The following is a 19977-nucleotide window of genomic DNA, read 5'->3' as shown; positions in this document are numbered from 1 at the left end:
GCACGCCGGGTTTCGGGGCCGCGCTCCGGGGGAGTCGGTGCCCGTGGTCTCGTATGGACCCCCGCAGCGCGTGTACGTCCCGGCGCTGCGGGCCGACTGGCTGACCCAGACGTTCGTGCACTGGGCCTACCCGCCCGCTCGCATCCAGCCCCTCCTCCCGCGCGGGCTGACCGTGGACACGTTCGACGGTGCGGCGTGGGTGAGCCTCACGCCGTTCGTCATGGCCGGTGTGCGCCCACCCGGCTCGCCGGCCGCCCTGCCTCCCTTCGCGGAGACCAACCTGCGCACCTACGTGCGGGGCCCGGACGGCGGGCAAGGGCTGTGGTTCCTGTCCATCGAGGTGGCCTGCCCGGTGATGCTGGCCGCCCGCGCCGTGGGCGTGCCGTACCACCCGGGCCGCCTGGAGCTGGCGCGGCGCGACGGCGTGGTGGACTACAGCGGGGCGCGGCGGGGCGACGGGCCCCGGTACCGCCTGACGGTCCGACCGGGCGAGCCTATCCGGCCCAGCCGGCAGGACGTGTGGCTGACCTCGCGCTGGCGGGCCTACACCCGGCAGCTCGGCGCGCTCTGGGAGACCCCCGTCGAACACGCCCCGTGGCCCTTGCGCGAGGCGCGCCTCGACGCGCTCTCGGAGACGTGCACCCGGGTCGTGGGGCTGCCCCCGCCCGTGACGGAGCCCGTCGTGCACTTCTCGGACGGGGTCCGGAACGTGCGCCTGGGCGTCTCGCACCCGATACGGCACCGCGGCGGGACGCCCGCCGGTGCCACCCCGGACGGATGAATCCCGCCAGGCCGGCCCCCGGCCGGCTGCGCTTCGACGGCTGGATCGCCGGTATCGGTACGGCGTCCGGGACCCGCGTGGTGCTCGGCCACTGGCCCCGCTCGCCGTTCGGCCCGTTCAGCGACGTGATGCTGGAGCGGGAGGACGGCCACCGCCTGCTGCTGGCCCCGACCCGGCGCACGGCGGACTTCGTCGCCGGTACCTACGCCTTCGACGAGGTGCGGATCGTGCCGGTACGGGTCCGCGTCACCGGCGACCACTGGGCGGTGACCGCCGGCGCGCTGCTCGACCTGCGCCTCACCGTGGGCCGCAGGAACCTGCCGGGGATCCTGCTGAGGAGCGTCCCCGGTGCGCTGGCCGCCCGCACCGGCTGGACCGCGCTGACCGACCCGGCGGCCCGTGTGCTGCTCGGGGCGCGGACCCGCGGGAGCGCGGGCGGCGGCCGGCGCGAGTGGTACGGCGCCCGTGATCTGCACCGGATCAGCGCGGCGAGCGCCGTCCACGAAGGGCGGGACCTCGGCTCGCTCGCCCCGGTGGAGCCCGCCGTCCGGTTCGGTTTCGGCTCGACGCCCCGGGCACCGAGCCTCGTACGCGTCACGACGACGGTGAGCGTGCCGCGCACGGCCGGAAGCCGTGCACGGCCCCGTCCGAAGCCGCAGGACCAACGAAGGAGGATCGTCATGAACGGACCGGTACGGGCCCGTACCCCCCGGTCGCGATCGACCGGTGGCGCCGACATGAAGCTGCTCGGTATCTACCTCAACGACCACCTCGCCGGCGCCACCGCGGGCACCCAGCGGATCGGCCACCTGGCGCGCGCCTCCCGGGGTACCGCGCTCGGCCGCGCCCTCGACGGCATAGCCGCCGAGATCGCCGAGGACCGGATGACGCTGCTGGAGATCATGCGGGACCTGGACGTCCCGGTGCGCCACTACAAGGTCTGGGGCGGCTGGGCGGCCGAGAAGGCGGGCCGGCTCAAGCTCAACGGCCGCCTGGTGCGGCGCTCCCCGCTCAGCACGGTGCTGGAACTGGAGGCGCTGCGGCTGGGGGTGGAGGGCAAGGCGGCCGGGTGGACCACCCTGCGCCGGCTCGCCCCGACCGACGAGCGCCTGGACCCCGCCCTCCTCGACACGCTCCTCGACCGGGCCGAACGCCAGCAGGACACCGTGGAGGAGTGGCGCGTACACGAGGCGGAAACGGCCCTGCGCACGACCGCCCGGTCCGCCGGGTGACCCCGGACCGGGACACCGCCCCGACCGGGCCGACCGGGGCACCGGTCCCGGCCGACCCGGTCCTCCAACCACCCGATGCGCTCCCCCGCTCCCCTGCCACCCGGCGTTTCCACCCGCCGGCCGGAGCGGATCAGCGGTGCCTTTCGTAGGCTGGAGGGACTCGTTCCTCCTCCGGGAGGTCTGCCGGCCGGCAGGAGATGCTCGTGATCGAACTGGCCGCGGTGTTCGCCGTCGCGGGAGCGGCGAGCAACGCCGTGGGCACCGCGTTCCAGCGCAAGGCGGCCTCGTTGAGCAGCACCGGTGGGATCCGGCTGCTCGCGGAGCTGGTGCGCCGGCCCGTCTGGATGATCGGCATGGCCGGCGTGATCTGTGCCGCGCTGTTCCAGAGCCTGGCGCTGGTCAACGGCCCGCTCGCGCTGGTCCAGCCGCTGTTCATCCTGGAGCTGCCGTTCGCGCTGCTGATCGCGGCCCCGCTGATGCACCGGCGGCTGCCCCCCTGGGGCTGGTGGGGCGTGGGCGGCTGTGTGGCGGGCCTCGCCGTGCTGCTCGTCGCGGCCGCCCCGCACGGCGCGACCAGTCAAGCACCCCTCGCCCGGTGGATCCCGGCCCTGTGCCTGTGTGTCGGCGCGATGGCCGCGGCCGTGCTGCTGGCGAGCCGAGGAGGTCCGCCGGCCCGGCGCGCCGCGCTCCTGGCCGCCGCCTCAGCGACGGGCAACGCGCTGACCGCCGCCCTCCTGAAGTCGGCCAGCGGCACGTTCGCCGACGAGGGCTTCTCGGCGTTCCTGCGGTCCTGGCAGACGTACGGCTTCGCGCTCGCCGGTGTCGCCTCCGTCCTCCTGCTGGAGAACGCGTTGCAGGCCGGTCCGCTGGCGGCGGCGCAGCCCGCGCTGACCATCGGTGACGCGGTGGTCAGCCTGGCCCTGGGGGTGACCCTCTTCGACGAGCGGATCCGCACCGGCTGGTGGCTCGTACCGGAGGCCTGCGGTGCCCTGCTGATCGTCGGGGGTGTGCTGGTCCTCAGCCGGGCCGTTCAGCGCATCATCGTGCTGCCGGCTCCGGTCGAGCAGCAGCACTCGACGACGTGAGGCAGCTGTGGGAGCGGCGACGAGCGGCGGCTCTCCGGGCACCGACTCGATGACGTCGATCGTGGCCTGCACCCGCCGACGGCCCCCGCCGGCCCTCCCCCCGTCAGCGCGGCCGTGTGAGCCGTACCTCCTCCACGCCCAGCAGCCCCAGCAGCGGCACCCGGCCGACCCGCTGCGCGGGATCGACCACCAGCCCGGAGCCGCGGATCAGGTCCAGCAGCAGCTCGGCCAGCGGCATGACCATGTGCCGGCCCCAGCAGCGCTCCGAGGTGTGCCCGAAGGGCAGGTAGCCGGGGGTGGTGTCGGGGTCGAGGCGGTCCCAGCGTTCCGGGCGGAAGGCGTCGGGGTCGTCCCAGAGGGCGGGGTCCCGGTGGGACAGCAGCGGCAGCAGCAGGACGTCGTCCCGCTCGCCGATGCGGCCGTCGACGGCCGGGTACTCGGGTGAGGCGTTGCGCAGGATGTTCCACGAGGGCGGCAGGAGCCGCAGCGCCTCCAAGATGATGTTCCGGTTGGACGTGCCGTCGTCGAACGGGGAGCCGAGCCAGAGGGCGTTGGTCACCAGCGTGGAGACGGTGAAGCACACGGGGGCCGCGGCCCTGCGGTACAGACCCATCACGTACCGCCGTTCCTGGTACCCCCGCGCCCGCGCCGCACGGTTCGCGAGGCCGGTGAGCCGGGCGTCCGGCCGGGGCCAGCCGGGCAGGGCGGCCCCGACCGCGATCACCGACCAGGTGAGCTTCGGGGTGAGTTCGAGGTTGCGGCTCATCAGCATGCGCAGTCGGTAAGGATCCTGACCGAGTATCAGGTCACGCAGGAAGAGGTGTCCGGTCAGCGGCCAGGGGCCGGCGAGGTCCACGTCCTGCGGCAGGGGTCTGGCCAGGGCGTCGCGTACGTCGTTGCCGACGGTGCGGGTGACCGCCGAGGCCTCGGTGCGGGTGATGGAACGCCCGTGCAGCGGTTTGAAGGTGGGGCGTTCGGTCTCGGTGGCCCGGCGTGCGGCCAGGATGCGGTCGGCGACCTCGTGCCCCGCGACGCCGACGGTGTCGGGTTCGAGCCGGAAGACGTCCTGGCCCAGGTGGTCGTCGAGGAGCGCGGCGAGCCGTGGGGCGAACACGGTGGCGCGCGCACGCGCGGTGGATGACGGCGGCATGGCTGCTCCGGTACGGGGGCGGGGGCTGCGGAGAGTCGACGGGACACCGCTGTCCGGCCGGACCGCGCCGCGGTTCGGCCGGACAACGATGTCGGCGCCACAGCGGTGCGGATCAGTACCAGAAGTACCAGGCGTTGGCCTTGAGGCTCTTGGCGGCGGCAACGCGGTTGCGAAGGGCGAAGAGAAGCTTCATCACTGCACCTCCCCTCGGGGGCGGACGGATGACACGCGTCGGTCCGGACCAGCCGGTGAAGATCACGTGTCGGCGACACCCCGGAACCTTCCCGCGACCGTTCACCGGTTAATCACCAGGGCGCTCAAAGCCCCTGCGCCGTAGTCGATTTCGGACTTTCGCCGGTCACCGGCGCTCCGGTTTGACACGCCGAGAGGCCGAGGGAAACCGAACCGCCGCCGGGACCTCACCGCACTGGTGACGGGCGGCGGCGACCGCCCGAATGCCGGACGGCCGGTCACCGAGAGCGGACGCCCGTCGCACCTCGGCCGACGGGAGCGGCGAAGCCACATTGACCGGATACGCACCGCCGTGATCACCCACCGGACAAGGCCACCTTGCACCGACGGGCCTTCGCCCGGCGGGCATCGGCCTTCCCGGCGCGGACGGCACGGCACCCAGGGGGGCTCAGGGGACGCGGGGGGCGGGGGGTCGTCGGGGTCGGCGGCTCAGCCCGCGGCGGGGCGGCGGGCGTACGCCTCTATCTCGATCTTCATCCGGGGGTCGGCGAGGCCGCACTCCAGCATGGTGGCGGCGGGCCGGACCTCGCCGAAGCAGCGGCGCAGCACCGGCCAGCAGGGCTCGAAGTCCGCGCGGTCCGGCAGCAGGTAACGCACCCGCACCACGTCGGCGAGGCCGCACCCCGCCTCGGCCAGCGCGGCCCCGATGTTGCGCAGGCACTGTTCGGCCTGCTCCACCACGTCGTCGGAGATGGTCATGGTGGTGTAGTCGAAGCCGGTGGTCCCGGAGACGTGCACCCAGTCCCCGTCGACCACGGCGCGGGCGTAACCGATCTGTTCCTCGAAGGTGGAGCCGCTGAGGATCGCGCGTCGTTCCGTCATGCGCCGAACGCTAGGTGACCGGCGTCGGCACGTCCAAGCGCTACTCGGCCCGCACCGGGTGCCGGCTCATGATCGAAACCCGGTTGAAGGCGTTGATGGTGACCGCCACCCAGGTCACCGCCGATATCTGGTCCTCGGTCAGGACGTCCCGCGCCGCCGCCCATGCGGTGTCCTGGGCGGCGGTGTCGGCCGCGGCGGTGGTCGCCTCGGCGAGGGCCAGGGCGGCGCGTTCGGCCGGCGTGAACAGGTCGGTCTCGCGCCAGGCGGCGAGCACTCCGAGGCGCTGCGGGGTGTCGCCCGCCCGCAGCGCGGCCCGGGTGTGCAGGTGCAGGCAGTAGGCACAGCCGTTGAGCTGTGACACACGGAGGTTGACCAGTTCCACCAGGACCCGGTCCAGGCCTGCGTCGGCGGCGACCGCCCGGACCGTCTCCGAAGTCTGCACCAGTGCGTGGTACGCCTTCGGGCTCTGCTTGTCGATGAAGATCCGCCGGGCGGTGCCGGCCGGTACGGGACTGGTCAACCTGCACTCCTCCGGACAGATTTGTTGAACGCGAAACTATCATGCTCGGGGCGTCGGTGACCGAGGTTTCGACGCCGCTCCGGTCCAGAGCACCCCACGCCCACCCGGTGCGGGCCGGAGACTTCCGGACTCCTGGGCGGCCGGGCCGCATCCCGGCACACAGCACCGACCCCGCGGCGGTGCTGACGGGCACCCCGGTGGCGCCGTGCATAGCATCCAGGTATGGCAGACATTCCCGACGAATTGGTCAAAATGGAACGCTCCGCTGAAGCGGAGCGCGCGCAGCTGGCCGGCCTGAGCGGTGAGGAGTACGACGCTCAGTGGCGGGCCTGGCGACGGGCGGCCGAGGCGTTCCAGGCTGCGGTGACCGAGCACTCGACGCGCGAGGGCATGTCGCGGTACGAGCTGGAGCAGGCGGTGAAGAAGGCGGTCCGGCGCGCAGAGGAGGATCCGGCGCGGTAACCCCAGCCGAGAACGACCTGGATGAGGCGAGCAGCAGGAACCGTGGTGACGGTGTACCGGGGCACGGACAGCGGCGGCCGGGTCGCCGTCGGGTCCGGACTGCCGGCGTGGACGGTGTCCGCCTGGTCTCCAGGGGCATGGCCTCCCCGGTGCCCCCCGCCGCTACGGCCCACGCGTCCCGCCGTACCGTGACCGCCGCCGCCGTCCAGGCGGCCACCCCGTCGTTCGACACGTCTGCCGTCGCCGGCCCGCGCGGTGGAGCTGCTCCGGGAGGCGGCCGGTGCGCGGGGCGCCGAGGTCGTGGTCCTGCGGACTTCGGCATCACGGTCGGCAGCCGGACCCCCGTCGGCCGTGACCTGTTCCGCCGCTACCACGCCGCCGCCGTCGACGTCCCCGGCCCCGAGGTCGACACCCTGGCCGCTGTCACGCGGGACCTCGGCTGCCACGCCGTCGTCGGCGCCGTCGGGCGACACGGCGGCACCCTGTACTGCGTCGCTCTCGTCTTCGGGCCGATGGCTGCCTGGGCTTGCACGGCAAGCTCATGCCGACCGCCCTGCCCTCCGACGTGCACCCGGTCCAGGGCGACGAGCCCGACACCGTCCTCATCGGCGGGGGCTCCGTCATCGTCTCCCCGCTCGGCGAGGTGTCTCGACGACCTCGCCCGCGCCCGCTTCGACTTCGACCCGACCGGCCACTACGCCCGCCCGGACGTCTTCACGCTCCGCGTCGACGAGTCCGCCCGCACGGCCGTCGGCGGCCGCTGACCGGCAACGGCGTGCCGCCGTCGACGGTGACGGCACGCTGTCCGGCGCGGCCCTGGCGGCACGTGCCGCCAGGGGTGCCGGTCAGGACGAGAGGATGACCCGGCGGCCGCTGTCGCTCGCGTCGACGCACTCCCGGTAGGGGTTCGGGTCGCCCTGACGCTCCTGGCACTTCCACGCGGTCACGCCGACACGGACCGTCGCGGATGCGTCCCGCGCACCGGAGGCGGCCTCGTTGTAGGCGCCCGCCACCTGCAGAGCCGTGGCGCAGGACACGGTCCGGTCGGCCGACACCGCCAGGCCGGTGGCCTGGTCCGGCCCGCAGTACGTCACCGATGGCTGAGCGGCGTCGACGCCGCCGGCACCGGTGCCGGCGACCGCGTGGGCCGGGGCCCAGAGGCCCAGCGCAGCGGCCCCCAGCAGGCCCGCGGCCATGCTCCTCCTGATCGAGCGCATAGGGTGTGCCTCCTTCACGGCGCTGACGGGGTGGCCTGTGTGTTCCTCCCCGGGACGGGGAAGACCGGGTACGCCGTGTACCCAGCCTTCCCCGGTCCTCGATCCGCTTACCGGGTTTGCCGGCCGCCGTAGCCCGTCCGGGAGCGGAGTGCCGGGCGGTGTCAGCGGTTGACGAAGGTGAGGCTGTTCGCGTCGTAGCGGTCGCCCACGATCTGCTCGGCCGGGGCGGCGGCCTCGATCGCGGCGAGGTCCTCCGGTGTCAGCTCGACGTCCAGTGCCGCGAGGTTCTCCTCCAGGTACCGCTGCCGCCGGGTGCCGGGGATCGGCACCACGTCCTCGCCGCGGTGCTGCACCCAGGCGAGGGCGAGCTGGCCGGCGGTGACGGACTTCGCCGCGGCCAGCTCGTTCAGTTTCGCGACGATCGCCAGGTTCCGTTCGAGGTTGCCGTCGGCGAACCGCGGCTGGGTGCGCCGTACGTCGGTCTCCGCCAGGCCGTCGAGCGAGTCGTACCGTCCGGTCAGGAAGCCCCGTCCGAGCGGCGAGAACGGGACCAGGCCGATGCCGAGCTCGCGGCAGACCGGGGCGACCTCCGCCTCCAGGTCCCGGGTCCACAGCGACCACTCGCTCTGCAGCGCCGAGATCGGGTGCACGGCGTGCGCGCGCCGGATGGTCTGCGCGCCCGCCTCGGACAGCCCCAGGTGACGGACCTTGCCGGCCTGCACCAGCTCGGCCATGGCGCCGACGGTCTCCTCGATCGGCACCTGCGGGTCGACGCGGTGCTGGTAGTAGAGGTCGATGTGGTCGACACCGAGGCGACGCAGGGATGCCTCACACGCCTGGCGTACGTAGGCGGCGTCGCCGCGGATCAGGGTGGGCTCGCCCAGGCGGTTGGCGAAGCCGAACTTGGTGGCCAGCACCACCTCGTCGCGCCGCCCGGCGATGGCCCGCCCGATCAACTCCTCGTTGTGCCCGAAGCCGTAGAAGTCGGAGGTGTCGAGGAAGGTCACGCCGAGGTCGAGGGCGCGGTGCAGGGTGGCTGTCGACTGCGCGTCGTCCGTGGCGCCGTAGCCGTGGCTCATGCCCATGCAGCCCAGTCCCTGCGCGGAGACGGCCAGTTCACCCAGATACCGGGTGGGGACGTCGGTCATGCTGCTGCCTCCTGGGCTCGATGATCGTTTCCCAGGACGCTATGTGCTGGAGTGCACTCCATGTCAAAGGGGGCAACGGGCGGACGCCGAGGCTGCGGTCGGCCTGTGGTGGCGTGGGACGCCGCCCGGGGTTCCCGGGCGGGAGGTCAAGGGTGCGTGGCGCGTACTGCGCACGGCGTCACAGCACGCCTCCCGCCTCGTCGTGGAAGACCTCCGGCCAGTACCGGTAGCCGTCCGGGGCCTCGGCAGGGCGGCAGGCTGTCGGGTCGACCGCGGCCGGCACCTCGATCATGGTGTCGGCGAGCTGGTGGTAGAAGTCCTGGCTGAAGCCGTGCTCCTCGTCGAGGGCCTGCTCCCGCTGGTGCAGCCAGAGAGAGGCGTGGGCCTTCGTCCGTGTCGGACCCGGCGGCCGGGCCGGCGCGGCCGGACGCCGGCGTGCCGCGGCCGATGCACAGCCCCGGTGGACGTCAGTCCGCCGCGGGCAGGACCTGGACGGTGTCTCCGACCGCGCGTTCACCGGTCGCGTCGGACGGGTGGTTGACCAGCGTGCCGTCGACGGCCATCGCGGTGGAGCCGCCGCCGTCGAGGTTCATCGCCTGCACGGCACCGAGCGACCTCATGAACGCGGCGGCCTCGTACAGGGTGAATCCTTCGCTGCCGTTCTTCAGCCGGCCGTCCACCGTCGCGAGGATCAGCCGGCCCCGTCTGTCGACGCCCGCCATGGTGCGCGGCTGACGGACGTTGGCCCAGGCGTATCCGAAGGAGGTGTACTCGGGGTCGACCACGCCTTCGGCGGCGGCGTCGATGTCGATCCGGCCGTCCTTCACCAGCGTCGGCGCCGCACTGACGACGGAGTCGTCGCCGTCGAGTGCGACGCGCCGGCCCTCGGCGGTGCGGACGACCTCGCTGACCTTGATCCGGCTGTACCGCTCGGCGTGCGCCGTCAGCCAGTCGGCCGCCCTGCCGATGCCCTGCAGCACAAGCCCGCCCTCGGGGACGCGGCCGCCGCGGGCGCCGACGGAGACGACACGGCCGGACGCGTCCAGCACGACCTGCGCTCCGGGTCCGGTCGGCAGGTCGGCCCGGAAGGCGTCGGTGAACCGGACCATGTCGTCGGCCAGTCGGCAGGTCACGTCCTGCCAGGGCAGCTCGCTGGGCGTGCTGCCGGGGCGGCCGCAGTCCCGGAGCGTGCCGGGGACCCGGTTGATGCCCTGGATCGCGTAGGCGGCCTTGCCCGCCCGGGCGGTGGCGGTGCTCGTGAGGTCCGCGATCCGGACGGTGCGGCCACCGTCCTCGAAGAGCAGCGCGGACCGGGATCCGGCCGCCATCGACTCGAGTTCCCCCCGGTAGGCGCCGATCCCGGACATGGTGCCCGGTACGCCGTCGCCCGGTGACAGCACGAAGAAGCCGCCGTTGACCGCGACCAGGGAGTGCAGCTTGCGCGCCACCGCCGAGGTGGTCTCGCGCTGTGCCACATTGCCGTCGTGCGTGGCTTCGATGCTTCCGTCGAAGGTCTTGGGGTCGATCACCGCCACGTGGACGTTCTCCAGGTCGGCCGGCTCCTGGATGTCGTACCCGGTCCACGACGCAGTCGTGCGGAACCCGGCCGCGGTGACCGCCGACGCGGCCGTCCGCGCCTCCTCCTGGGTGGCGAAGCGGCCGACCCGGACCCGGTACCCCATCAGTCCGTGCGGAGTGTCGGCGTAGGACGGCCACTGCACGCTCTCCACGCGCGGCTCGAAGCCTGAGTGGGTCAGCTTGCGGGCCGTGTCGTCAGCCCAGCTGCGGGTGGAGACCTCGGCCCAGGTCACGGGCGCGTCCGGATCGTTGGTGCTCCACCGGCTGCTGGTCGGCGCCTGAACCGTGACCGTCCAGGAATGCCGCGTGCCGGGGTGCCGGAGGACACCGGTGCGGACCGTGACGCCGGGAGCGACGGTCTGCGTCGTCCACTGTTCGGTCGCCGTCGTGCGCGCCGGACCCGCCTCCGCCGGGCCGGGCAGGAAGGCCGGGGCCGTGAGGGCGAGCACGACCGTCGCCGCGAGCCGGGCACGGACACGAGCGGAGCGCCGTGCAGCACCCCGGATGCGGGTACGACGCATGCACATGCACCTCATCAATGGTCGGGGGGCGACCGTGCCCCGAGCACACCTTGACACGAGGCCCACTTCACGTGCCGTACGTGACATCCACTGTCTCGCGAACGAAAGGGATCGCAACAGGCATGTGAACTCGCCGGCACCAGCCCGTCATCGGCCGGCCGGCTCAGGCGAACGCGGACCCTGCGGTCGCGTGGAACTGCACGTACTCGATGGTCGCGCCACCGGGGTGACGCACGGTCAGGTTGCGGCCGGTGGGTACCTCGTTCGGCCCGTCGAGGATCTCCCCGCCGTGCCGCTCGGCGATGCGCAGCACCTCGTCGACGGACTCGACGATCGTGGTGGCGTGGGTGCCGCGGTACGGGGCCAGGGCCTCCTCCGTGCCCGCGAGGAGCAGATAACCGCCGACGCTCGCGAGGTGCAGGTCGCGGTAGGTGAACCGCAGCCGCGGCTGCTCCCCGGTGAGTTCGACGAAGGTCGGCAGGGCGGCGTCGAGGTCGTCTACGTAGACGCGGGCGAGGGTGGCGAGCACCGGCATGACCATCTCCTGGATCATTTCGACTTTCCCGAAACGTTGAAGTGAGCTGCATACTAAGGGTGTTGCGCGGTGAGGACGAGGAGGACCGGTGGCACGACCCGACCGTGGAGAACCGGACCTGGCCGCGGTGCTGCACGCACTGGGCGATCCGGTCCGGCTGGAACTGGTCCGCCGGATGGCCGAGAACGGCGAGAGCGCGTGCAGCCCGGAGGGCGTGGACGTGCCCCGGTCGACGCTGTCCAATCACTGGAGGATCCTGCGCGAAGCCGGAATCACCCGGACCCGCCGGGCGGGAAAGGCCCGCCTGATGTCCCTGCGCCGCACCGACCTCGACACCCGCTTCCCCGGACTCCTCGCCGCCGTACTGGCCGAGGGCAGGCGCTGAGCACCGGCGGGTGCCGGCTCGGTCGGCCATGCGGCGCGGGGCCGCCCCCGAGCGTCCCGGCGTCACATCGCCGGGGTGCGTCCGGCTGCCACGGAGCCGGGGTGGTCCGCGCGGCATACGTGGTGGCCGACCGCGAGCGGCTGCTCGGCGCGGACCAGCCGGTCACGCTCGCCATCCGGGCCGCACTGCCGAAATGGCGAGCGCAGGGGAGCTGATACTGCGGGACCGGCGGCGTGACGGTGCGGCGGGCATCGTGCACGGCGGCGGCTACGGGGCCCGGGGCCCGACGGCCTGGGGTGATCACCATCAAAGCCCCGGCACGCCCGTCCTAGAGGGCAAGCGTGATCGCCGCCCCGAGGCCGCCGAGGCCGAGGGCGACCGCGGCCTCTCCCCAGCCGCCCCTGCCCCAGGGGAAGAAGCGGTCGACGGACAGGCGGCCCGGGCCGATGGCGGCGACGGCCAGGGCGGCGACGGCGATGCACACGTTGTACTCCACACCGCCGTCCGCGTCCCACGCACCGTGCGCACCGGTGACCGTGGCCATCGCGTTGATCATGACGCCGATCAGGGCGGCGGCCGCGAGCGGTGTGAGCAGCCCGAGGGCCAGGCCGAGGCCGCCGAGCAGCTCGGACAGGCCCCCGATCACGGCGAAGAGCTTCCCCGGGCGGTAGCCCAGCGCTTCGAAGCCCCTGGCGGTCGCCGTCAGGCCATCGCCTCCGAAGAGCCCGAAGACCTTCTGAGCCCCGTGCCCGGCCATGAACAGGCCGAAGCTCAGCCGCAGGAGCAGCAGGCCGCAGTCGGCGGCGGTCGCGAAGGGCTCGGTCGCGGTAGCACGCGCGGCCGGTGGATCGGCGGGGGCGGAACGGTTGAGAATGCGCTTGATCGACATGACACTGCTCCGGTGGGAGGGCCAGAGCGGGCGTTTCCCCCAGCTCGGACGGCTGCCGAGCGACCGGTGGAGGGTCGGCTCCACGCAGCGTCGTGGGGCACGCCCCCGTACGATCCTTCCGTCGCGGGCGGTGTCGTGCATCCGGGGCGGGCGTACGTGCACAGCCCCGCCGTCAACCGTCCACGCAGCGCGCCCGCTGTCGGGGGAATCGGCCCCCGCCGGTCCCGGCCCGGCCCGTGCCCTGTGCCAGGCTGCCGGGCGAACCCCCGCTTCCCTCGTCCGGGAGCGGCTTCAGCGCAGCAGGAGGCAGCGACCTTGACCGCCGACGACGACCCCCTCGGCTGGGACACCTCCGCCGCGGCCGGCGCCTACCGGGACCGCGACATGCGGCTGGCCGAGAGACTGATCTTCCCCGCCGTCCTGGAACGGCTCTCCGGCAGCTCCGGCCCCGGCCGGCTGGCCCTGGACATCGGCTGCGGCACCGGCGCGGTGGCGGCGCGGCTCGCGGCAACCGGCGGGTGGACGGTCCAGGGCGTCGATCCTTCGGCGGACATGCTGGACATCGCCCGTGCCGACCGGGCGCACCCCCGTGTCTCCTACCGCCTGTTCGACGGCCGGTCCCTGGACTGGCTCGCCGACGGCACTGTCGATGCCGCCGTGTGCTGCCTGGTGTACTGCACGGATCCCGACGACCACCGGCTGGCCGGCCTCACCGCCGAGATCCGCCGGGTCCTGCGTCCCGGTGCCCCGTACGTCCTGGCCGACCTCAACCCGGCGGCGACCGGCGTGGTCTTCTCCACCCTGCGGCACGGCGAGCCGGGCGCCGTGTACCGCGACGGGGACGCCGTGGCCACGCTGCTGCGCCTGCGCGACGGCAGCGCGATGACCGGCGTCACGTACCACCGCTCCCTCGACCGGTACCGGGCCCTGCTCACCGAGGCCGGCTTCCCCTCCCCCACCGTGGAGCTGCCCACCCTCCCCGCCGACGGCGCAGCCGAGGAGACCGCGGCGGAGACCCGGATCGCCCCGTACATGATCCTCACGACGCACGCCTGACCCGCGTCCCGGGGCACTGGACGGATCGCCGGTCGACGGCAGCCGTGTCAGGGGAGCCGTGGCACCACCTCGGCGGCGATCCACTCCATGGCCTCCTCGACGTGCTCGGCGGCGACGGGCAGCCACAGGGTGCAGGCGGTGATCCCTGCCTCGGCGAGCCGGGTGAGGTCGTCGGCGACGCTCGCCGCGGTGGGCGCGCTGCCGCCGAGCGGCCGTCCCGGTGCCGTGACCGCCGCCGGGAGACCGGGCGGGGTGAGGAACGCGGCCGTGGCGAGCGTGAGGCGGTCGGCGTCCGCTGTGCCGGCGAGTCCGCGCAGGCGGCGTCGCACGTCGGTGATCTCCGCGGCGTCGGCGCCGGTGCCGTACCAGCCGTCGCCGAACCGCAGCGCGCGGCGCAGGGCGGCGTCGCTGTGGCCGCCGACCCACACGGGCGGACCGCCGGCGGTGACCGGGGGCACTCCGAGGTGCGCCGCGCGCAGGGTGGTGTACGGCCCGTCGAAGTCCGCGGGGCGCCGGGGCCACAGCGCCCGGACGGCGGCGAGGTGGTCGTCGGTGCGTGCACCGCGTTCACGGGCGGGCACACCGACGGCGGCGAACTCGTCCGGACTCCAGCCGGTGCCGACGCCCAGGAGCAGCCGGCCACTGGAGACGCCGTCCAGGGTGGCGGCCTGGTCGGCGAGGACGAGTGCCGGGTGGTACGGCGCGACGAGCACGGACGTCTGCAGCCGCAGGCGCGTGGTCGCCCCGGCGACGGCCGCCAGCAGCACGAGCGGGTCCGTGTCGAGGCCGAAACCGCTGTCCAGGAGGCGGTTGCCGACCGCGACGTGGTCGAAGCCCAGGTCTTCGGCACGGCGCGCGGCGCGGAGCGCGCCGTGCCGTCGTCGAGCGGCCGGCGCGGTTGCAGGGAGACGCCGAGGCGCAGCAGGGGCATGAGGTCGCCTTCCGGTGGCGGTACGGTGACGATTCGACGGTCGGCGGACCGCCCTGTCGCCCACCCCGACTCCCGTACTCCGCCTGGTTCTTCCCGGCCGGGACGCCGAGGAGCACCGCAGCCGTGGGACCGTTCCCGCGCCGGTACATCGTCGTCCGGGGCCGGCAGCGGCGTGTGACCGTCCGTCCACGGGATCTCCGCCCCTGTCAGCGGGGCGGACGGGGGCTTCACCGATCGTCCGTTCTAGCGACACTCCCTGGTCATGGTAGGTTCACAGAAAAACTCGAAGCCGCCCCGGGTTGCCCGGTATTTTGGAGCGCGTATTCATGCCTGGCGCCACCGTTTCGGTCGTCATCGCCGCGTACAACGCGATGCCGTATCTAACGCAGTGCATCGGTTCGGTCGCGGAGCAGAGCATCGGCCGTGAGCGGCTCGAGGTCATCGTCGTGGACGACGGCTCCACGGACGGCACGGCCGACGAGCTGGAGCGTCTCAAGGGCGTCTACCCGGACATGCTGCGCGTCTTCCGGCAGAAGAACTCCGGTGGTCCGTCGGCCCCGCGCAACGTCGGGCTGGACCACGCGACCGGTACGTTCGTGTTCTTCCTGGACGCCGACGACCGTCTCGGCCCCGAGGCGCTGGAACGCATGGTGCGGATGGCCGAGGAGAACGGCACCGACGTCGTGCTCGGCAAGATGGTCGGGGTCGGCGGGCGGGGCGCTCCCACGTCGATGTTCAAGCGCAACCAGCCGCGCACGGACGTGTTCTCCTCCCGTGTGTACTGGACGCTCAACCCGATGAAGCTGTTCCGCCGGGAGCTGCTGGAGCGGCACGAGCTGCGCTTCCCCACCGACCTGGCCATCGGCGAGGACCAGCTCTTCGTCGGCGCGGCCTACCTGCACGCCTCGGGCATCTCCGTGGTCGCCGACTACGACTGCCTGTACTGGGTGCAGCGCGAGGACGACGGAAACATCACCCTGCGGCTCAAGGGGACGCAGCGGCGGCTGCAGTTCCTGCCCCGCATGGTCGACATGATCCTGGAGCTCGTGCCGCCCGGTCCGGGCCGCGACCACCTGGCGCACCGGCATCTGACCGTGGAAGTCCAGCAGTTGCTCGCCGGACACCTCGTGCACGAGCCCCGCGAGACGCAGCTCAAGACGCTGGACCGGCTCGCGGAGATAATCGAGCCCCTGTGGCACGAGGGCATGAACGACCAGCTCTCGGCCATGGCCCGGCTGCGGCTGCACCTGGTGCGCCACCGCATGCTGGACGAGGTGCTGGAACTCGTGGCGTTCGAGAAGCGGCTCGCCCGGTCCAAGGCCGCCACCCCGGTCCTGGTCGAGAACGGCCGGGCACTGGCCCGCTACCCGTTCCTGCGCGACCCCGAGCGTGCGATCCCCGACCTGTGCTACGACGTCACCGCGCAGCTCGGCCTCCGCCACCGCGTCAGCCGCGCCGAGATGGACGGCGGCGTGCTCCACCTGGCCGGACACGGCTACCTGCACCGCGTGGCGACGCGGGACGTCAGCACCGAACTGGTCTTGCGGGAACGCGACAGCAAGACCGAGTACCGGCTGCCCGTCACGCACACCGCGACGCCGGGTCTGGGCGCGGACGAGGACGAGGGCTCGTACGAGTACGACCTGGCCGGGTTCGAGGCCACCGTCGACATCGCGACCGCCGCCGACGGCGAGCCGCTCGCCGACGGGCTGTGGGACATCTCCCTCGCGGTCGGCGCCCAGGGGCTGAGCAAGGAGGTGCGGATCGGCAGCAAGCGCGCCGAGAACGTCTCCGGCGAGCCCAGCACCCGCGTGCTCGTCACCGGCGAGGGCCTGCGCGCCGTCACTCTCTACACCACCAAGCCGTACGGCAACTTCACGCTCGAACTCGGCGAGCTCAAGCACAAGGTGCGGCCGCTCCTGCGCGTCGACAAGGACATCCGCTGGGCCGACGGCTCCCCCACCGAGCTGCGCGTCGGCGGGCGGCTGGGCCTGGCCGAACACCCCGCGGACGCCCTCGCTCTGGCCCTGGAGGACGGCACCGGCACCACCGTCACGTTCGCGGTCCGTGACATCGCCGCCGACGGTGCCTTCCACGTCACCGTGCCGGTCGACGCGCTCCCTGCCGGGGTCTGGACGGGTGAGCTGCGGCTCGGACCGTGGGCCGCGCCGCTGCCCGCGCTCCCCGCGGGTCTGGCCCCCGCCAAGTGGCGCCGCCTCGCACTGCCCTGGTACGCCCGGCCCCTCCCCGGCGCCACCGACCGCTTCGCCCTCAAGGTCGCGCGGACGGACCTCGTCAAGGCACTCACCAACCGCCTCAGGTAGCGGGACGGCCCGGCCGGCGCGACGGGAAAGACCAGCCCGCGCGGAGGTCCCGGGCCGCGTCACGTGGACGACCGGGCGAGCGGCATCGCCTTCGGTCCCGTCGTTCCCAGCGGGTCTCAGCGGTCCGGGCCGTGTCCCCGCCGGGCGCGGCCTGGTTCTCGCGAGGGTCAGCGCCGGGCGCAGGTCGTGTCCCGGGCCGGGAGGCGCCCGGTCGCCAGGTACGTGTTGACGGTGGTGTCCACGCACGCGCTGCCGAAGACGCCGTACACCGCGTGCTGGTCGGCTCCGCGCAGGGTCACCAGGCGGGAACTGGGCCAGCGGTGGTGCACGGATGCGGCGCCGCGGTAGATGGTGCGCGGGTCGCCGGTGGCGTTGACGAGCAGGGCCGGCAGGTCGTCCCGGATCGTGGTGGGGCGTTCACGCGGCGGGTCCCAGAAGGCACACGGGTTGATGTCGTTCGTGACGGGCGCGAACAGCCGGTCCCCCGTCCCGGCGCGCCGCAGATCGCGCCAGTACGTCTCCGGGTCGCGGGGCGCGGCCGCGTCCCCGCACAGGATGGACGCCTGCGCACTGCCGTAGGCGGACTCGTGCCCGGTCAGCAGGAACTCCAGTGCCGAGGCCAGCCACGGGGACGGGGTGACCGTCCGCCCCCCGGCGGCGCGCCGCAGGTCCCGCACGCCCTGCGCGAAGTCGCCGTAGGCCTGGGGATTGTCCTGGGAGAGTCCGTTGAAGACGATGACGGGCAGGACGTGGTCGTCCACCCGGTAGCCGCCCACGCGCAGGGGGGTGCGGGCCGCGGTCGCACGGACCGCCTCCACGGTGCCCAGGACGGCGCTCCGGGTGCGTCCCAGCCCGTAGGCCGCGTGGTGGGCCGCGGCCCAGTCGGCCCAGTCGCGCAGGGCGTGCCGGTTGACCTGCTCCGTGCCCCGCAGCAGCCGCGGACTGTAGCGGGCGGGGTCCACCACACCGTCCAGGACGACCCGGTCGACGCGCTGCGGGAACATCGTCGCGTAGACCTGGCCGAGGTAGGTGCCGTACGAATAGCCCAGGTAGGAGATCCTGCGCTCGCCCAGGGCGGCGCGGACCACGTCCATGTCGCGGGCGGTGTTCCGGGTGCCGGCGTACGGCAGCAGGTCACCGGCACGGGTGCGGCAGCGGTCGGCCAGGTCCGCGGCGAAGGAGACCATGCGGTCGAAGCCGGCCCGGCCGGCACCGGCTCCGCGGATCATGCTGCCGGTGGGCCACTGGCAGTCCAGCGGGGTGCTCCGGCCGACGAAGCGGGGGTCCACGCCGACGACGTCGTAGCGGGCGGCGACGTCCCTCATGGCCTTGCGGACCCACGGTGGATCGCCGATCGTCTGTCCGCCGGGCCCGCCGCCGTTGAGCAGCAGCGCGCCGGCCCGGTGGGCGGTGCCGGTGCCCCGGATCCGGGAGATCGCGACGGTGATCGTACGGCCGTCGGGGCGGGCGTAGTCCAACGGCACGGTGACGTCGGCGCATTGGGCGCCGGCCTGTTCGAGTTCCTTGCCGGTGGCGTCGTCGGGGCCGAGCAGACAGCTCTTCCAGTGGAGGTGCTGGTGGTGGTAGCGGGCGAGGGGGTCGGCGGCCGGCCGGGCCGCGGCGGGTGAGGCGGGGCCGGCGCCCAGGGCGAGCGCGCCCGCCAGGGACAGGGCGACGGCTGTCGCACCCCGGAAGAGGAGGCGGCGTGGGCGCCGGCCGCCGGCCGGGAAGGCGGAGCGGGTCATGCGGGTGTCCTTTCGGTGGACGTGCCCTCGCAGAGGGCCTTGTCGACGACGTCGAGGAAGTCCAGTTCGGCCTGGAGGGTGGCGGGCACCTCGTTCAGGGCGACGGCGACGGTGCGCCCGCCGGGGCCGGTGGCGACCAGCGCGCGGTGGCCGCCGGGCACGGTCCCGGCGTGCCCCCACCAGGTGCCGCCGCACGACAGCGGTGAGGAGATCAGGCCGAGGCCGTAGCGGGCGCCGGGCCAGAGCCGGTCGGGGTCGGCGGCCACCGTGCGGCGCATCTCGGCGAGTTGGGGTGCGGGCAGCAGCCGACCGGTGAACAGCGCGGTGGTGAACCGGGTCAGGTCGGCCGGGGTGGACACCAGGGCGCCGCCGACTCCGCCGAAGGTCGTGTTCCAGTCGGTGCCGTCCACCCGGCGGCCGTCCCCGGCGGTGAAGTAGCTGTGCGAGTGCGGGCCCCGGATGCGCGGGTCGTCGCCCGGCCAGTAGGTGTCGTGCAGGCCCAGCGGCGCGATGATGCGGCGGGTGATCTCCGCCTCCGGGCCGTGCCCGGTGACTTCGCGCACGATCAGCCCGGCGACCAGGTAGTTCGTGGTCGCGTAGTGCCAGGTGTGCTCCGGGCGTGGCAACCGCAGGGCGCGGGCGATGAGGCGGCGCGGCTCGAAGTGGCGGTACCGCAGCCGTTCGATGTGCTGCCACTCGGGGGCGTCGAGGTAGTCGGGCAGTCCGCTGGTGTGCTGGAGGAGCTGCCGCACGGTGATCCGGCGGCCGTCGTGTCCGCCCGCCCGGATCAGGCCCGGCAGGTAGCGCTCGACGGGCGCGTCCAAGGACAGCCGCCGCTCGGCGGCGAGCTGCAGGACGACGGTCGCGGTGAAGGTCTTGGTGACGCTGCCGACGCGCAGCCGGTCAGTGGTGTTCATGGGGCGGCCGGTGCGCAGATCGGCCACGCCGTCGCTCGCCGTCCAGCGGGCGCAGGGCGCGTCCGGGGCGGCGCCGGTGACCAGGACCGCGGCGCCGGCGATCCGGTCGTGTGTCACCAGGTGGTGCACGGACCGGCTGAGCGCCGGGTGCGGGCCGCACGCGCGGGGCGCGTCCCGTGCGGGCTGCGCGGCGGCGGCCGGGGCGGCGGTCAGCAGGCAGGCCAGGGTGACGGCCGCGAGGCCGGTACGCCGGCGGAGTACGGAACCGGGTAAGGAGATCGCCATGCGACCTCACGCTAGACACCGCCCGCAGCGCGCTCACTCCGGCAGGCAGGCGATTCGGTGCGGGGGCCGGCACCAGTGAACGTGCGGAGGCGAACCCCCGGTCCCGGCAGCTGCCGGCGCGGTCGGACAGGCGTACCAAGGG

21 protein-coding genes and 1 pseudogene are annotated in these 19977 nt (G+C 73.7%); 9 read left to right on the top strand and 13 right to left on the bottom strand.

Features of this window, described 5'->3' with window-relative positions; all coding sequences use genetic code 11:
• Positions 1-43: 43 nt before the first annotated feature.
• The 4 genes and pseudogenes from S1361_RS36460 (at position 44) to S1361_RS36445 (ending at position 3098) form a co-directional block, all read left to right on the top strand.
• On the top strand, positions 44-781 hold the full coding sequence (locus S1361_RS36460; protein ID WP_243769430.1) for a YqjF family protein: 738 nt from the start codon (positions 44-46) through the stop codon (positions 779-781).
• A pseudogene (locus S1361_RS36455) lies at positions 778-1398 on the top strand (hypothetical protein); the annotation flags it as partial. The gene S1361_RS36460 and the pseudogene S1361_RS36455, both read left to right, overlap by 4 nt.
• Positions 1399-1461: 63 nt before the next feature.
• Entirely contained in the window at positions 1462-2013 is a 552-nt protein-coding gene (locus S1361_RS36450) for a hypothetical protein (RefSeq protein WP_208036936.1), read from the top strand.
• A gap of 203 nt (positions 2014-2216) precedes the next feature.
• Complete coding sequence (locus S1361_RS36445) at positions 2217-3098, top strand: DMT family transporter (protein ID WP_208036089.1); 882 nt, start codon at positions 2217-2219, stop codon at positions 3096-3098.
• Between the two features lie 103 nt (positions 3099-3201).
• Here the strand turns inward: S1361_RS36445 and S1361_RS36440 are convergent, their stop codons facing one another.
• From S1361_RS36440 to S1361_RS36430, 4 genes are all read right to left on the bottom strand, one after another.
• Entirely contained in the window at positions 3202-4248 is a 1047-nt protein-coding gene (locus S1361_RS36440; RefSeq protein ID WP_208036088.1) for a cytochrome P450, read from the bottom strand.
• 112 nt (positions 4249-4360) lie between these two features.
• Positions 4361-4441 carry a tryptorubin family RiPP precursor gene (locus S1361_RS40455; RefSeq protein WP_425088122.1) on the bottom strand — a complete coding sequence of 27 codons (81 nt, stop codon included), beginning with the start codon at positions 4439-4441 and terminating at the stop codon, positions 4361-4363.
• Positions 4442-4929: 488 nt separating this feature from the next.
• Positions 4930-5322 carry a RidA family protein gene (locus tag S1361_RS36435; protein WP_208036087.1) on the bottom strand — a complete coding sequence of 131 codons (393 nt, stop codon included), beginning with the start codon at positions 5320-5322 and terminating at the stop codon, positions 4930-4932.
• A gap of 40 nt (positions 5323-5362) precedes the next feature.
• A complete protein-coding gene (locus tag S1361_RS36430; protein ID WP_208036086.1) occupies positions 5363-5842 on the bottom strand; it encodes a carboxymuconolactone decarboxylase family protein in 480 nt (159 codons plus the stop codon).
• Between the two features lie 222 nt (positions 5843-6064).
• Here S1361_RS36430 and S1361_RS36425 point away from each other — a divergent pair, with 222 nt between their 5' ends.
• Together S1361_RS36425 and S1361_RS36420 are read left to right on the top strand one after the other, a co-directional pair.
• Positions 6065-6304: a hypothetical protein gene (locus tag S1361_RS36425; protein ID WP_243769429.1), complete on the top strand. Its 240-nt coding sequence runs from the start codon at positions 6065-6067 to the stop codon at positions 6302-6304.
• 107 nt (positions 6305-6411) lie between these two features.
• On the top strand, positions 6412-7068 hold the full coding sequence (locus tag S1361_RS36420) for a nitrilase-related carbon-nitrogen hydrolase (RefSeq protein ID WP_243769428.1): 657 nt from the start codon (positions 6412-6414) through the stop codon (positions 7066-7068).
• A gap of 81 nt (positions 7069-7149) precedes the next feature.
• On the opposite strand, the gene S1361_RS36415 is transcribed toward S1361_RS36420, so the two are convergent.
• The 5 genes from S1361_RS36415 to S1361_RS36395 form a co-directional block, all read right to left on the bottom strand.
• Positions 7150-7521 carry a hypothetical protein gene (locus S1361_RS36415; RefSeq protein ID WP_208036085.1) on the bottom strand — a complete coding sequence of 124 codons (372 nt, stop codon included), beginning with the start codon at positions 7519-7521 and terminating at the stop codon, positions 7150-7152.
• A gap of 161 nt (positions 7522-7682) precedes the next feature.
• Positions 7683-8669 (bottom strand): aldo/keto reductase, encoded by a 987-nt coding sequence (locus tag S1361_RS36410; RefSeq protein WP_208036084.1) that lies wholly within the window; start codon positions 8667-8669, stop codon positions 7683-7685.
• 178 nt (positions 8670-8847) lie between these two features.
• A complete protein-coding gene (locus tag S1361_RS39605; protein WP_243769427.1) occupies positions 8848-9186 on the bottom strand; it encodes an SUKH-4 family immunity protein in 339 nt (112 codons plus the stop codon).
• A complete protein-coding gene (locus S1361_RS36400) occupies positions 9137-10768 on the bottom strand; it encodes a phosphodiester glycosidase family protein (protein WP_208036083.1) in 1632 nt (543 codons plus the stop codon). Before S1361_RS36400 ends, S1361_RS39605 begins: the two co-directional genes overlap by 50 nt.
• Before the next feature lie 163 nt (positions 10769-10931).
• Positions 10932-11321, bottom strand: coding sequence for a VOC family protein (locus S1361_RS36395; protein WP_243769426.1), 390 nt, complete (start codon positions 11319-11321; stop codon positions 10932-10934).
• A gap of 70 nt (positions 11322-11391) precedes the next feature.
• Between S1361_RS36395 and S1361_RS36390 the strand changes: the two genes are divergently transcribed.
• Positions 11392-11688 (top strand): ArsR/SmtB family transcription factor, encoded by a 297-nt coding sequence (locus tag S1361_RS36390; RefSeq protein ID WP_243769425.1) that lies wholly within the window; start codon positions 11392-11394, stop codon positions 11686-11688.
• 328 nt (positions 11689-12016) lie between these two features.
• Here the strand turns inward: S1361_RS36390 and S1361_RS36385 are convergent, their stop codons facing one another.
• Positions 12017-12577, bottom strand: a complete 561-nt coding sequence (locus tag S1361_RS36385; protein ID WP_208036082.1) for a DoxX family membrane protein — start codon at positions 12575-12577, stop codon at positions 12017-12019.
• A 315-nt stretch (positions 12578-12892) separates the two neighbouring features.
• Here S1361_RS36385 and S1361_RS36380 point away from each other — a divergent pair, with 315 nt between their 5' ends.
• Complete coding sequence (locus S1361_RS36380; RefSeq protein WP_208036081.1) at positions 12893-13633, top strand: class I SAM-dependent methyltransferase; 741 nt, start codon at positions 12893-12895, stop codon at positions 13631-13633.
• A gap of 47 nt (positions 13634-13680) precedes the next feature.
• Here S1361_RS36380 and S1361_RS36375 read toward each other — a convergent pair whose 3' ends face one another.
• Positions 13681-14628, bottom strand: coding sequence for a TIGR03619 family F420-dependent LLM class oxidoreductase (locus S1361_RS36375; protein ID WP_208036080.1), 948 nt, complete (start codon positions 14626-14628; stop codon positions 13681-13683).
• Positions 14629-14890: 262 nt separating this feature from the next.
• On the opposite strand from S1361_RS36375, the gene S1361_RS36370 reads away from it, so the two are divergent.
• Positions 14891-16888, top strand: coding sequence for a glycosyltransferase family 2 protein (locus S1361_RS36370; RefSeq protein WP_208036079.1), 1998 nt, complete (start codon positions 14891-14893; stop codon positions 16886-16888).
• Positions 16889-17055: 167 nt separating this feature from the next.
• Here the strand turns inward: S1361_RS36370 and S1361_RS36365 are convergent, their stop codons facing one another.
• Positions 17056-18633, bottom strand: coding sequence for an alpha/beta hydrolase (locus tag S1361_RS36365; RefSeq protein ID WP_208036078.1), 1578 nt, complete (start codon positions 18631-18633; stop codon positions 17056-17058).
• On the bottom strand, positions 18630-19835 hold the full coding sequence (locus S1361_RS36360) for a serine hydrolase domain-containing protein (protein ID WP_208036077.1): 1206 nt from the start codon (positions 19833-19835) through the stop codon (positions 18630-18632). Before S1361_RS36360 ends, S1361_RS36365 begins: the two co-directional genes overlap by 4 nt.
• Positions 19836-19977 lie beyond the last annotated feature (142 nt).

The organism is Streptomyces cyanogenus, assembly GCF_017526105.1.
Taxonomy (GTDB): Bacteria; Actinomycetota; Actinomycetes; order Streptomycetales; family Streptomycetaceae; genus Streptomyces; species Streptomyces cyanogenus.
Note: the sequence above shows the minus strand (reverse complement) of the source record. Positions and strands in the feature narration are given on the sequence as shown.